Source organism: Pseudoalteromonas sp. MB41, assembly GCF_020966275.1.
Taxonomy (GTDB): domain Bacteria; phylum Pseudomonadota; class Gammaproteobacteria; order Enterobacterales; family Alteromonadaceae; genus Pseudoalteromonas; species Pseudoalteromonas lipolytica.
Genome location: NZ_JAJJZF010000003.1, coordinates 161,344 through 175,896, shown reverse-complemented (window position 1 = coordinate 175,896; position 14,553 = coordinate 161,344). Strand labels below are relative to the sequence as shown.

The following is a 14,553-nucleotide window of genomic DNA, read 5'->3' as shown; positions in this document are numbered from 1 at the left end:
AGCTTATTGGTGTAATCACTGATTGGTAAAGCGAGACAGTAGATACAAAAAAGCGTGACTAAATGGTCACGCTTTTTTTGTAATTAAGTACGTTTACTACACACGCTTATTTAGCAAGTAGGTCGCAAAACCAATAAATAGAATGCTTGGCAACACCGCACCGACAACCGCTGGAATTTGATATACCATCACCACAGGGCCAAATATTTCATTGGTTAAGTGGAAGGTAATGCCGGTTATAACCCCCATAATGATTCGAGCGCCCATTGTAACGGTTCGCAGTGGGCCAAATATAAACGACAACGCCACTAATAACATCACCGCGATAGACACAGGCTGCATTACTTTGCGCCACAGTGCTAACTCATAGGTGCTGGTATCTTGTTCATTTTGTTTTAGGTAACTCAAATATGACCAAAGCCCAGTAAACGATAACGCTTCTGGTTTTACCGATACAACCCCTAATTTTTCTGCTGTTAACTGTGAATCGTAAAACTCTTCAGTTTGCTGTTCAGTGCTAATCTGTTCTGGCGTGATTTTAACTTTATTAACGCCACGCAACAGCCAACCATCTTTTCGGTTTACGGCTTCTTTTGCTTTCGTTATTTGAGTTAATTGCAATGACTTATCAAAATGATACATATGTACACCACGCAATACGCCTTGCTGATCAACATCTTCTATATTTATAAAGTTGCTGCCATCTTTTGCCCATACACCTTGTTTGGCATTAAAGACATCGCCCCCGTTAATAGCGTGGTTGCGTATTTCTTTCGCTTTAAGCTGTGCTTCGGGCGCTCCCCACTCACCAAGCGCCATCATACAGATAGCCATAAACATGGCAGTTTTCATTACCGAGGCAATAATCTGTAAACGCGACATGCCCGCGGCCTGCATCACCACCAACTCACTGTTTGATGCTAAAGCACCGAGTCCCGTTAAGCCACCAATGAGCGCTGCCATCGGAAAGAAAATAACCAAGTCTCCCGGCATGCTGTACACAGTGTAAATCAGTGCTGTCGCAATATCATAACTGCCACGCCCTACCGATTTTAACTGTTCAATAAATTTAATAAGGGTACTGATACCAACCAGCACCATTAATGCAAATCCTGTAGTTTGAATAATGCTGCGGCCTAAATACCAGTCGAGTGTTTTCATCATGCGCTTAACTCCCGCTTAGTCACCACTGCTTTTAACCATGCGCCGAGCGGGCGGCCTTTAATAATCAATAAACCACCAATAAACAAGGCAGATAAATGAATCCACCACAGCCCAATTGAAGGTGGTATTTTACCATCTTCAACAGCAAATTTAGCGGCATTAAGAAGGATGAAATACCCTAAATACAAGCTGATTGCAGGCACTAATTTAGCAAATTTACCTTGTCGTGGGTTAACCACACTAAGCGGAACGGCCAGTAAAGTAAGCAGTGGAATCGAAAGCGGTATTGCAATACGCCACTGCCACTGAGCAACCGCTTCTACACTTTTCATTTTAAATAAATCAAACGTTGGTACGGCTTCTAATTTACGGCGTTGATGTTCAATTTCTTGGTCTTGGATTTGTACGCTATAACCATCAAACTCTGTCAGGTTAAGCGCCGCAGATTCACCGTCTGTTTCATAACGCTTACCATCATTCAAAATAAGTTGTTGCTCACCGTTATCTTGTTCAATCACGACACCACGCTCTGCGTAGACTAACCGTGCCAAATCACCTTTCTCACGGTCAGGTAACTGGGCAACAAAAACTTTGTGAAGTTCTTTACCACCGTTTTCAATATTATGAATAAAGACAACGGCTTTTTCGTTGCCTGTTTGCTGAAAACGACCCGCTCGAAGCGTAGACAAACCAGCATCGGCTTTTGCTTGTTCTTTTAATTGATACTCTTGCTCACTCGCCCAAGGTGCAATGTACAGTGTTAAGGCACCCGCAAGAATGGCCATCGCTGTACTTGAAATAAGCGTGACGCGCACAACATACCATTCACTGACGCCACAGGCTCTAAACACCGTCATTTCGCTATCGGCATAAATACGACTATAGGCCAAAATAATGCCTAAAAAGATACTCAAAGGGAGAATAAGCGACGCAAGCTGCGGTAGTTTTAACGCGATCATCGAAAGCACAAGCTTTGCAGGAAGTCCTCCATCTGAGGCATCACCTAAAATCACCACAAACTTTTGCGACACAAAAATGGTCATTAAAGTTAAAAATACGGCGACCTGCGACTTTAAGACTTCAGTGGTCAAATAACGGAAAATTAGCAATGCTCGCCCCTGTTAAACATCGTGTTTCACTGGAATAGTAAGAAATTTTGAGTAAACTAGTTATTTTACTCACTTTATTATATGCCATCACAATTAAATATCATACCTAGCAAGAACATATAATCTTGCATTTATAGTACAGATGGCATCTATTATGTGATATTGATATTCACAATAAGATAAAGTTCAAAAACACGTAAATAGAGTCATAGTTTATGAGCTAATATTAGTGTTAATAAACTAAAAAATGTAAGAAAGGACTCGAAAATGAATTTCTTACCCTTATTTACTAAGGTTATACGACTCAAAATCAGGAGTGACAATGGAATTTAGCGTAAAAAGTGGTAGTCCAGAAAAACAACGTAGCGCATGTATTGTAGTTGGCGTTTATGAGCCACGTCGTTTATCGCCCATTGGTGAACAGCTAGATAAAATCAGCGATGGTTATATTTCAAATTTACTGCGCCGTGGCGACCTTGAAGGTAAGCCTGGTCAAGTATTGTTGTTGCATCATGTACCCAATGTACTGAGCGAACGCGTTTTACTTGTAGGCTGTGGTAAAGAGCGAGAGTTGGACGACAAACAATATAAACAAATCATCTCTAAAACCATTAACACGCTGAACGAGACAGGCTCTATGGAAGCGGTATGCTTTTTAACAGAGCAGCACGTTAAAAGCCGTGATACTTATTGGAAAGTACGTCAAGCCGTTGAAACGACACAAGATTGTTTATACACATTTAATCAGCTTAAAAGTAAAAAAAGCGACCCTCGTCGACCATTACGCAAAATTGTCTTCAATGTACCGACACGCCGTGAACTCACGATTGGCGAAAGTGCAATTGAGCATGGTTTAGCTATCGCAGCCGGTAGTAAATTATGTAAAGACGTTGCCAATATGCCACCTAATATCTGTAACCCAGCGTATTTAGGTGAGCAAGCACAAGAGCTTGCCGACAACTTTGACAATGTCACGGTTGAAATTATTGGTGAAGAAAAAATGGCTGAGCTTGGCATGAATTCATACCTTGCTGTCGGCCGTGGTAGTGCGAACGAGTCTGTGATGTCGGTAATTAAATACCAAGGTGCCGACAAAGACCAAGCCCCTATCGTACTCGTTGGTAAAGGTTTAACCTTTGATTCTGGCGGTATTTCAATCAAACCAGGCGAAGCCATGGATGAAATGAAATACGACATGGGCGGTGCCGCTGGGGTTATTGGCACAATGCGCGCATTGGCTCAAATGCAGTTACCTATTAATGTGGTTGGTGTGCTTGCTGGTTGTGAAAACATGCCTGGTTCAAATGCTTATCGTCCGGGTGATATTTTAACGACAATGTCAGGTCAAACTGTTGAAGTATTAAATACGGATGCAGAAGGCCGTTTAGTGCTGTGTGATGCACTCACCTATGTTGAGCGCTTTGAACCCGATACCGTGGTCGATGTAGCCACCTTAACGGGTGCCTGTATTATTGCGCTTGGTTCGCATGCAACGGGGTTACTTTCAAATCATAACCCGCTTGCCCATGACTTACTTAAAGCATCTGAGCAAAGTGGCGACCGCGCATGGCAGTTGCCACTGTGGGATGATTATCAAGAACAACTTGAAAGCCCATTTGCTGATTTCACCAACTTAGGTGGCCGTGCAGCTGGGACAATTACTGCTGCGTGTTTCTTGTCTAAATTCACCAAAAAATACAATTGGGCGCATTTAGATATCGCTGGTACAGCATGGCGCAGTGGTGGTAAAAACAAAGGTGCAACGGGTCGTCCGGTGCCAATGTTGACACAGTATTTACTAAACCGTGCTGGCATTAGCGAAGCAAGCCACGACTAAGCACGTTATTTACAGAGTAAGTAACGCTAAATAAGGCGCCAAATGGCGCCTTATTAATTGAAGCAATACGCGTTCTATGTCAAAATCTCTGCTTTGATCTGTGTATCTGTGGGGACGCCCGTCACAATGAGCATGAACGCACAATTTTACGTTCTAAAACAAGATGATAACAGCCAACAAGCTGATAAAGCGTGTTTTGATCTTGCCGCTAAAATCGCTGCGGATCAGTATCGTCTTGGTCATCGCGTATTTATTTACGCCGATAACATCGACACGGCCCACACAATCGACGACATCATTTGGTCATTTGAACCAGATAGTTTCATACCACACAACCTACAAGGTGAAGGCCCTAAAGGCGGCGCTCCAGTAGAAATTGGTATGACGCCACCTGTCGGCAACAGAAAGATATTAATCAACTTAGCTGAACACCTGCCGGATTTTATTCGCCGTTTTCAGCAAGTTTTTGACTTTGTTCCCGTTGAGCCAACCGCTAAACAAGCTGCCCGTGAGCGGTTTAAAAAGCTTCGCCAACTGGGCGCCCATATTGCAACGCAAGAAATTGACATTTAAGCATTTATTTAAGGTTCTGTGTAATGGATAAAACCTACAATCCGCAAGATATTGAACAGTCTTTATATCAAGACTGGGAAGAAAAAGGCTACTTTAAACCATCTGGCCAAGGTGACGCATACTCAATCATGATCCCGCCACCAAACGTCACGGGTAGCTTACACATGGGCCACGCATTCCAAGACACTATCATGGATACGCTAACACGTTTAAAGCGTATGCAAGGCAACAACACATTATGGCAAGTAGGTACCGACCACGCAGGTATCGCAACACAAATGCTGGTTGAGCGTAAGCTTGCTGCTGAAGAAGGTAAAACACGCCATGACTTAGGTCGTGATGCATTTATCGACAAAATTTGGGAGTGGAAAAATCACTCTGGCGGCACAATTACCAAACAATTACGTCGCTTAGGTGCGTCAGTCGATTGGGACCGTGAACGTTTCACTATGGACGAAGGTCTATCTGAAGCCGTAAAAGAAGTGTTCGTACGTCTTCATAAAGACGATTTAATCTACCGTGGTAAGCGTCTAGTAAACTGGGATCCTAAGTTACACACAGCCATCTCAGATCTTGAAGTTGAAAATAAAGACAAGCAAGGCCATATGTGGAACCTTCGCTATCCACTCGCTGATGGCGTAAAAACACAAGACGGTAAAGACTACATCATCGTAGCAACAACGCGTCCAGAAACCATGTTAGGTGATACTGGCGTGGCTGTTAACCCTGATGATGAGCGTTACCAAGACCTGATCGGCAAAGAAATTTTATTGCCTATCGTCAATCGTCGTATTCCTATTGTTGCCGATGAACATGCCGACATGGAAAAAGGCACGGGGTGTGTGAAAATCACGCCAGCGCACGACTTTAACGATAACGAAGTAGGCAAACGTCATCAACTGCCTATGATCAACATCTTCAACAAAGATGCGGCAGTATTAAGCCAAGGCGAAAGCTATACTTTCGACGGTAAAGAGCTGGCGCTTGATGCACCTATTCCTGAACGCTTGCACGGTCTTGACCGTTTTGATGCGCGCAAGGCAATTGTGAGCGAATTTGAAGAACTGGGTTTATTAGAAAAAATTGAAGACCACAGCCTAACGGTTCCTTACGGTGACCGCTCTGGTGTGGTAATTGAGCCTCTACTAACAGACCAATGGTACGTGCGTGTAGCACCGCTTGCAGAACCAGCCAAAGAAGCCGTTAAAAACGGTGACATTAAATTTGTACCACAACAATATGAGAACATGTACTTCTCGTGGATGAACGACGTACAAGACTGGTGTATTTCACGTCAACTTTGGTGGGGTCATCGTATTCCAGCTTGGTACGACAACGAAGGTAACGTGTATGTTGGCCGTGACGAAGCAGAAGTTCGCCGCGACAATAACATTGCTGATAACGTGGCGCTTAAACAAGACGAAGACGTACTTGATACATGGTTTTCATCAGCACTGTGGACCTTCTCAACACAGGGTTGGCCTGCAAACACAGATGATTTAAAAACCTTCCACCCTTCAGATGTATTGGTAACCGGTTTCGACATTATCTTCTTCTGGGTTGCGCGTATGATCATGATGACCATGCACTTCATCAAAGATGAAGACGGCAAGCCACAAGTTCCATTTAAAACCGTTTATGTCACCGGTCTTATCCGTGATGAAAACGGCGACAAAATGTCTAAATCAAAAGGTAACGTACTTGACCCAATCGATATGATTGACGGTATCGACCTTGAAAGTCTCGTTGAAAAGCGCACTGGCAACATGATGCAGCCACAGCTTGCGAAGAAGATTGAAAAGAATACCCGTAAAACATTCGAAAATGGTATTGAAGCACACGGTACAGATGCCCTACGTTTCACATTAGCGGCAATGGCTTCAACAGGCCGTGATATAAACTGGGATATGAACCGCCTTGAAGGTTATCGTAACTTCTGTAATAAACTATGGAATGCGAGCCGTTACGTATTAATGAATACGGAAGAGCAAGATTGTGGTTTTAATACTGAGGCTGAAAAGCAGTATTCACTGGCTGACCGTTGGATTTTAGGTCAATTTGAAGCCACGGTTAAAACCTACACAGAGCACCTAGAAAACTACCGTTTTGACCTTGCTGCAAACACTATCTACGAGTTCACATGGAACCAATTCTGTGATTGGTATTTAGAGCTTACTAAGCCGGTATTATTCAAAGGCAACGAAGCACAACAACGTGGTACGCGTCATACTCTTATCACGGTATTAGAAAGCTTACTGCGCTTAATGCACCCAATGATGCCTTATATCACAGAAACAATCTGGCAACGTGTTGCTCCGCTGGCGGGTATTGAAACTGCAAACACCAGTATTATGGTGCAAGCTTTCCCTGTATACACAGCTGCAAACGTCGACAGCCAAGCAATGGACGACCTAGAGTGGGTTAAACAGTTCATTCTAGCTATCCGTAATATCCGTGGTGAAATGGATATTAGCCCAAGTAAACCATTGTCGGTTTTACTGGCTAATGCATCAGATGAAGACACGCGCCGTTTAGCTGATAACGAAGCATTCTTAGCATCACTTGCTAAGCTTGAAGCGTTCACGCTGCTTGAAAATAAAGACGATGCGCCAGCGTGTGCAACATCGTATGTTGGCAACTTGGAAATCATGATCCCAATGGCTGGCTTAATTGATGTTGAAGCTGAGCTTGGTCGTATTGCTAAGCAGCTAGAAAAAGCTGAAAAAGGCTTAGCGCAAGTACAAAATAAACTTGCCAACGAAAAGTTTGTGAACAACGCACCTGAAGCAGTTCTTGCTAAAGAGCACGCTAAGCTTGCTGAGTTTACAGATGCAAAAGACAAACTATTAGCGCAAAAGGCGAAAATAGAGAGCCTATAACGCCATACACTAAGCGCGATTAATTCGCGCTTACAAAAAAGCCGCATCATGGTATTTCATGATGCGGCTTTTTTAATTTCTAATAAGTATCAGCGATTTTTACACAGTATAAAAATCGCCTTAAATATTAAAATGTGTAGTTATACTGAGCACCTAATAGTACAGCATGACCTTTTGATTCATATTCCCATGAAACATTTTGGCCAAGTGACGCTGCTAAACTATCTTTTTCAGTGAAGTTTTGTGTTTTACCACGAAGAATACTCACACCTAAGTCGATATTTGAGTTTTCGCTAAATGCGTAATTACCACCGAACGAGAACCAGAAACGGTCTGTATCAGGAATAGAGATTGAAAGGTGTGATTGATCAGCTGGCGATTCATCGTAGGCAATACCTGCACGAAGTAATAACGCATCGCTGTACTGATAGTCAGTACCAATTGAGTAACGCATTGAATCAGAGAAATTCTCTTCTTTAGAGAAAACAGGCGTTTCACGGCTTGGTGTATACGCTTCTAATTTCTGGAAGCTATCCCAACCAGTCCATAAAATGCTGTAGTGTACGCCTAGCTTTTTGTCTAATTGGTGTGAACCAGAGAACTCAGCAATCGCTGGTAATGTTAATTTTAGCTCGCCAGGTACAGTCATGCCCGCTAAACCACCCACAGCTGCAGGTAATTGGTTTGAGTACTCACCTTCAAAATCGATATCTGTTTCGCTGCGGTAGCTAAAGCCAAAGCGGTTATTTTCATCAAGTTGGTACATTGCACCCACGTTCCAACCAAAACCGTAATCGTCACCTTCAAGGTGAGCAATTTGCGTATTCGCAGGGATACCAAATGGGTTAGCACCGGCATTACGAACTACTTTTGCATCAGCGTAAACATAGTTTAAGCCAAGACCTACGCTGAACTGCTCGTTGATTTTGTACGATGCACTGGCATTCATGTTAACAGTTACGATTTCAGTTTCACCCGCAATCGAGCCTGCCGCATAGTCGTCATTAAACTCAGTTGAAAGACCAAAGTTAGAAAAAGCACCAAAACCTAACGACACTTTGTCATTTAATGGCATGGTGAAGTAACCCGCAGGAATAAATGCAGATGGAGCGATGCTATCATCATCAATTGAGTTTGCATCTAAACCATATGCAGCGCTCTGGCCTTTTAAGCTTACGTCTGGAATAACAGCAATGCCTGCCACTGAAATTTGCTTGTCTTTGAATAAAGACATAAGTGCAGGGTTACGAGCTACAACTGAAGCATCATCAGCAACGGCTGCTTCACCTGCGTATGCACGGCCTAAACCCGATACATTTTGCTCTGCTAATTGGAAAGCTGCAGCAAAGCTGTCAGCAGAAACAACAGCAAGTGATGCTGCAATTAATGTTTTAGTGAACTTCATAAATCTGTGTCCTCTTGCAATCTAATGCGTTAGCGATACCAATTTATAGTGCAACCAGCTAGTTAGCTTTTAAAGTTAGCGCTACATGTTGGTATTAGATGTTTTATTCTAATAATTACAAACTTTCGAACATTACCTTAATTAAGATCAAAAAACTGTAATTTTTCGTTAGAAATAGGTAAAAAACCCACATTTTAACAACAAGATAACAACCTATTAAAACTCATCAGATCTCTAGTAACAAACAGCAATTGATATCAATTATCATTTGCATTGACATCTTTTTAGCATCGCTTTAGACTAAAAACAGTGTGTTAATGGATTAGGCGTGGTTATGGAAATCGCTTTTATTTTTACTGCATTGCTCTTATGTGGAGTCAGTGTTTACTACTTCTGTAAAGCAAACTACTGTGCTTGTACCAAAGCCGGTGAGTGCGATAACCCCGTTAATCAGTATTGGTTAGGTGCGATGTGCAGCGCGGTTCTGTCGTTATTGTTGTGTTGTGTTGCTTTGCATGTCGAAAAAGGCACATTATTGTGGTTGGTATTAATGGTAAGTTGTTTTAGTGGTGCATTTATTTCAGCTAAACGTAATGCCAAAAAGCGCTGCACTAAAGCTAAACAAGCAAATGCTCTTTTAACAAACGAGCCAAATTAAGCTGGTAATCAAGCGGTTTGATACTAGCAACAATCTTTAATTCATGGTTTTCGCTTAAATTAACATCTTTAGCGGTAATATGGTGCTTGTGTTTAGCATTATAGAATATTTTTACTTTAGGCTTTATAGGGTTCTCGTGATTCCCTTCCATCACTAACGCAAGGCGTTCATTGTTAAGCTTAACAATTGTGCCAACTGGATGTACTCCCAAGCACTTAATAAACCGCTGTACAAGTTCTGAGTCAAACAGGTGCTTATTAGCCAACAAGTAACGTAATGCCGAGATAGGCTCTTCGCCTAATTGATGAGGGCGGTCTGCTGTCATTGCATCATACACATCGACTATAGCCATCATTCGCGCTGGCCGACTCAGCTTTTCAGCGCCAATGCCACGCGGGTAGCCACTGCCATCTAAGCGTTCATGATGATTAACGACCATATCAAGCATTAACGGGCTAATTCCCTTTTCACCTTTAATCACACCTAAGCTTTGTGCGACATGTTTTCTAACAACCTGCATTTCTGTGTCATTCAATGCACTGGGCTTTGATAGCACTCCTTGCGGCATTTTTGCTTGCCCTATATCATGCAAAAGCGCTCCCATAGCAAGTTCTTTTATCGTTTTTTCTTTGTAGCCTAGATACTTAGCAAACACACTGACTAAAATTGCGGTATTAATCATATGACGCCAATTATAGATATGCTTGTCTTTAAGACGCGTTAATATCGTCAGCGCATTGTGATTCCGAAACACAGAGCCGACAATATCAACCGCAATATCATCTAATAAACTCATATTCATTTTCAGACCCGCGGTGATGTCTGAGTAAAGTGCTTGTAATTTACGGCTGTACTGTTCGTAGTGAACACTCGCCTTAAGAAACTCCTGCTCAACCGTTACAGCGTGCGACTTAGTATTAAGGGCGTCAGTTTGCTCTACAATGGGTTTGCTTGGTTCTGCAACTGGTTGGTATTTTTTAGGAAGCGCAACATCACTCTGAGCAAAATCGATAAGGAGTTCTTCAACGCCCTCAGAAATTAAACGCTTAATAATGGTTTTATCACGCACTAAACCACGCGTTTTTATTTTAATGCTGTTTATGTGTTCTTGTTGCTTACTGACACTGTCAACAAACATCCCTGGTACAAGTTCGGCAATCGGTAAGGTGATTAACATAAAAAGGTTAGTGCATAAAAAATCGAGTTTTCATTATCGCCCAACCGAAAAAAATGTCTATAGATCAAGTCTCGAATACGAAATAGGTATGAGTTAATTTTAGAAGTTAGAAGTTAGAAGTTAGAAGTTAGAAGTTAGAAGTTAGAAGTTAGAAGTTAAAGGTTAGAGGTTAGAGGTTAGAGGTTAGGAAATTATAAGCGCGATTGTATATCGCGCCATAATTCAAACAGTAACGCGGGGTAAACCCGCTGCTACATTTTATTCCTGAAAGTATGTGCCCCAACCGTCATACTCAACGTCACATTGCTGTGCAAGGGCTTCTAATTTATCAACATCTTCCATTATGACTTCAACGTCAAGCTCAGCTTCAACAACGACGTCAAAGCTCCATACTTTTTGGCCATCTTCTAGCTCAAGTTCTGCAGGTTCTTCAACATCGTAGCCAAGTTTAAATGCGGCTAGCGCAGCTTGCTCTAATTTTTCGAAGTTTTCACTTACGAAGTGATGTTCAACTTCATACAGTACTTCAGGATCTGAGCCATCTTCAAGGAGTGAAGTAACAATGTCTTCACTAATTTCGCGCCAATTTTCCATTATTTATTTCTCACTTGAGCATCTAATTCAGTTATTTTAGCAGCCATAATATTATGAACATGCGACGCATGCTCACGTGCAGTTACGTCTTTATCAAGATAAATCGGCGCTAACATTTCAAGGTAAATTGTACCATTGTCTAAGCGGTTTAGCTTAATAGTTTTATGCGTGGTACTCATACAAACAGGCACAATGGGGACATCGGCACTCATTGCGGTATGAAATGCCCCCGTTTTAAAAGGCAGTAAACCGCGACCATAACTCCGAGTTCCCTCTGGGAACATCCACACAGACAGACCTTTTTGCTTTATTTTTTCGGCTGATTTAGAAATGGTACCCGCTGCTTTTGAGCGGTTTGCACGGTCAATTAAAATATTACCTGAAAGCCAGTATAGCTGACCAAAAAACGGAATCCACTTTAAGCTTTTCTTACCAAGGCTGACACAATTTTCTGGCACCATCGCGGGTAAGGTGAATATGTCGTAGTTGTTTTGATGATTTGCTACATACACTGCTGGACCCACATTTTTAGCGTCAGGGTGATAAGTCAGCTCAAGCTTAACGCCTAGCAACACCGCCATTTTACTAAACCAACCTGAAACAATGTGCACATTATTATTGTGAAATGGTTTAAAAATGCATAAAAGCAAACCAAACACACAGCTTAAAACAATAAATAACGCCATGATAATAATACGAAAAACAGCTAACAAACGGATTCTCCTCGAGTAAATCAGCGCGCATTATAACGTGAAATATGTCATTACCATAGCTTTTGGCGTACATGTGTGCGCTAAGATATTAATCTCTTTTCGTTGCAATAAAAAAGGCCTGCTTAGCAGGCCTTCTTAATTTATTCACTCAAATCTGTTGAGGATTCGTCTGGTTCATCGGTGTGTGTTATTTCTACCACCGCTTCATCTACACGCTGTAACCCTCGTGGTAGCTTATTACCTCGACGACCGCGCTCACCATGATAATGCTCAAGATCACTTGGTTTTAAGGTTAATTTACGCTTGCCTGCATGAAGTGTCACACTGCTGCCCTCAGGCACCACCGCAAGTACTTTTACAAACTCTTCACGGGCTTGTACTTTTGCACTAGGAATAGAAATAATCTTGTTTCCCTTGCCTTTGCTTAGCTTAGGTAAATCACGTAATGGGAATAACAGCATACGGCCTTCATTTGAAATCGCCATACAGTAATCTGTCGCAACATCACTCACACGGATAGGAGCAAGTAGCTCTCCGCCTTTAGGCACGCTAACCAGCGCTTTACCATTCTTGTTCTTACTAACAAGATCTTTAAAGTCGCTAATAAAGCCATAACCTGCATCTGAAGCCATCAATAATACTTGATTGTCTTCTGCCATCACCACATGTTCAAAGTTAGCCCCAGAGCTTAAATTAAAGCGCCCTGTCATTGGCTCACCTTGGCTTCGCGCTGACGGTAAGCTGTGCGCATCCGTGGCAAATGCTCGACCACTTGAGTCAAGGAACACCGCAGGCTGGTTGCTCTTACCACGCGCCGATGCTTTATAGTTATCGCCTGATTTATAACTGAGTCCTTCCACATCTAAATCATGGCCTTTACCGACACGTGCCCAGCCTTTTTCAGACAGCACAACAGTGACTGATTCTGATGGAATAAGATCTTTCTCGCTCAATGCTTTTGCTTCAACACGCTCAACAACAGGTGAACGACGATCGTCTCCGTACATTTCAGCAGCTTCTTGAATTTCTTTCTTCATTAACGTCGACATACGACGATCTGAGCCTAGCGTTTGCTCTAATTTATCACGCTCTTTGGCAAGCTCATCCTGCTCGCCTTTAATTTTAAACTCTTCAAGTTTCGCTAAGTGACGTAGTTTTAATTCTAAAATCGCTTCGGCTTGCGTGTCTGTTATTGCGAAACGCTCCATCAGCACTGGCTTTGGCTTATCTTCAGTACGGATGATTTCAATCACTTCATCAATATTTAAGAAAGCAGTTAATAAACCTTCTAAAATATGTAAGCGCGCAAGTACTTTATCTAAACGGTACTGTAAACGACGACGTACTGTTTCACGGCGGAACGTTAACCATTCAGTTAAAATGCTGAGTAAATCTTTTACTTGTGGGCGTCCATCTAAACCCAGCATATTTAAGTTTACGCGGTAGTTCTTTTCTAAATCGGTTGTCGCAAATAAGTGGGCCATTAATGGCTCTGCTTTAATGCGATTTGAGCGCGGTACAATAACGATACGCGTTGGGTTTTCGTGATCAGATTCATCACGTAAATCTGCCACCATTGGCAGCTTTTTCGCATTCATTTGCGCCGCTATTTGTTCAAGTACCTTAGCACCTGAACATTGATGCGGTAGCGCCGTAATAACAATATCACCGTGTTCTTCGGTGTAGATTGCCCGCATTTTAATTGAACCACGACCAGTTTGATAAATTTTACGAATATCGTCTTTTGGTGTGATGATCTCAGCTTCTGTTGGGTAATCAGGCGCATGCACTAATTCCAGCAGTTCTTCGATTTCAGTTTTTGGTTTATCGAGTAATAAACAACATGCACTCGCCACTTCACGCACATTGTGTGGTGGAATATCGGTTGCCATCCCCACCGCAATACCCGTCACACCATTAAGTAAAATATGCGGTAAACGAGCAGGCAGCACCATCGGCTCATCTAATGTGCCATCAAAGTTAGCCGTCCAATCAACAGTTCCCTGCCCAAGCTCTTTAAGTAAAACTTCTGAGAACTTTGATAAACGTGCTTCGGTATAACGCATTGCAGCAAATGACTTAGGATCATCCGCGGCCCCCCAGTTACCTTGCCCATCCACCAGCGGATAACGGTAAGAAAACGGCTGCGCCATTAAGACCATGGCTTCGTAACATGCGCTGTCACCATGTGGATGGTATTTACCTAAAACATCACCCACGGTACGCGCTGATTTTTTATATTTTGCTTGTGCCGATAAGCCCAGCTCACTCATCGCATAAATAATACGGCGCTGTACAGGTTTTAGACCATCGCCTACATGCGGTAAGGCGCGGTCCATAATGACGTACATCGAATAATTTAAATAGGCGTCTTCAGTAAAGCGCCCCATTGTTTGTTGTTCTATGCCCTGCATCAGCAAGGTATCTGTATCACTCATTAACGC

Annotated in this window: 11 protein-coding genes; 4 read left to right on the top strand and 7 right to left on the bottom strand. The window is 42.5% G+C overall.

Going from position 1 to position 14,553, the window contains the following annotated elements; genetic code table 11:
- Positions 1 to 96: 96 nt before the first annotated feature.
- Together lptG and lptF are read right to left on the bottom strand one after the other, a co-directional pair.
- Positions 97 to 1,164, bottom strand: a complete 1,068-nt coding sequence (gene lptG / locus LPA49_RS06055) for an LPS export ABC transporter permease LptG (protein WP_036966171.1) — start codon at positions 1,162 to 1,164, stop codon at positions 97 to 99.
- Entirely contained in the window at positions 1,161 to 2,273 is a 1,113-nt protein-coding gene (gene lptF, locus LPA49_RS06050) for an LPS export ABC transporter permease LptF (protein ID WP_180311071.1), read from the bottom strand. Before lptF ends, lptG begins: the two co-directional genes overlap by 4 nt.
- Positions 2,274 to 2,595: 322 nt before the next feature.
- Between lptF and pepA the strand changes: the two genes are divergently transcribed.
- The 3 genes from pepA (at position 2,596) to LPA49_RS06035 (ending at position 7,562) form a co-directional block, all read left to right on the top strand.
- On the top strand, positions 2,596 to 4,110 hold the full coding sequence (pepA, locus tag LPA49_RS06045) for a leucyl aminopeptidase (protein WP_036966165.1): 1,515 nt from the start codon (positions 2,596 to 2,598) through the stop codon (positions 4,108 to 4,110).
- Positions 4,111 to 4,236: 126 nt separating this feature from the next.
- The gene (locus LPA49_RS06040) at positions 4,237 to 4,683 is read left to right on the top strand and encodes a DNA polymerase III subunit chi (RefSeq protein ID WP_036966161.1); all 447 of its coding nucleotides are present in this window, start codon (positions 4,237 to 4,239) and stop codon (positions 4,681 to 4,683) included.
- Positions 4,684 to 4,706: 23 nt separating this feature from the next.
- On the top strand, positions 4,707 to 7,562 hold the full coding sequence (locus LPA49_RS06035) for a valine--tRNA ligase (protein ID WP_065979700.1): 2,856 nt from the start codon (positions 4,707 to 4,709) through the stop codon (positions 7,560 to 7,562).
- Positions 7,563 to 7,689: 127 nt separating this feature from the next.
- Here the strand turns inward: LPA49_RS06035 and LPA49_RS06030 are convergent, their stop codons facing one another.
- On the bottom strand, positions 7,690 to 8,967 hold the full coding sequence (locus LPA49_RS06030) for an outer membrane protein transport protein (RefSeq protein ID WP_036966153.1): 1,278 nt from the start codon (positions 8,965 to 8,967) through the stop codon (positions 7,690 to 7,692).
- 334 nt (positions 8,968 to 9,301) lie between these two features.
- Between LPA49_RS06030 and LPA49_RS06025 the strand changes: the two genes are divergently transcribed.
- Positions 9,302 to 9,625, top strand: coding sequence for a hypothetical protein (locus LPA49_RS06025; protein ID WP_036966150.1), 324 nt, complete (start codon positions 9,302 to 9,304; stop codon positions 9,623 to 9,625).
- Here the strand turns inward: LPA49_RS06025 and LPA49_RS06020 are convergent.
- From LPA49_RS06020 to parC, 4 genes are all read right to left on the bottom strand, one after another.
- On the bottom strand, positions 9,585 to 10,802 hold the full coding sequence (locus LPA49_RS06020) for an HD-GYP domain-containing protein (protein WP_074988927.1): 1,218 nt from the start codon (positions 10,800 to 10,802) through the stop codon (positions 9,585 to 9,587). The genes LPA49_RS06025 and LPA49_RS06020 overlap by 41 nt on opposite strands.
- Positions 10,803 to 11,060: 258 nt before the next feature.
- Positions 11,061 to 11,396, bottom strand: coding sequence for a ribonuclease E inhibitor RraB (gene rraB / locus LPA49_RS06015; RefSeq protein WP_036966145.1), 336 nt, complete (start codon positions 11,394 to 11,396; stop codon positions 11,061 to 11,063).
- Positions 11,396 to 12,109, bottom strand: coding sequence for a 1-acylglycerol-3-phosphate O-acyltransferase (locus tag LPA49_RS06010; RefSeq protein ID WP_036966142.1), 714 nt, complete (start codon positions 12,107 to 12,109; stop codon positions 11,396 to 11,398). Before LPA49_RS06010 ends, rraB begins: the two co-directional genes overlap by 1 nt.
- A gap of 140 nt (positions 12,110 to 12,249) precedes the next feature.
- Positions 12,250 to 14,547: a DNA topoisomerase IV subunit A gene (gene parC / locus LPA49_RS06005; RefSeq protein WP_036966139.1), complete on the bottom strand. Its 2,298-nt coding sequence runs from the start codon at positions 14,545 to 14,547 to the stop codon at positions 12,250 to 12,252.
- Positions 14,548 to 14,553: the final 6 nt, after the last annotated feature.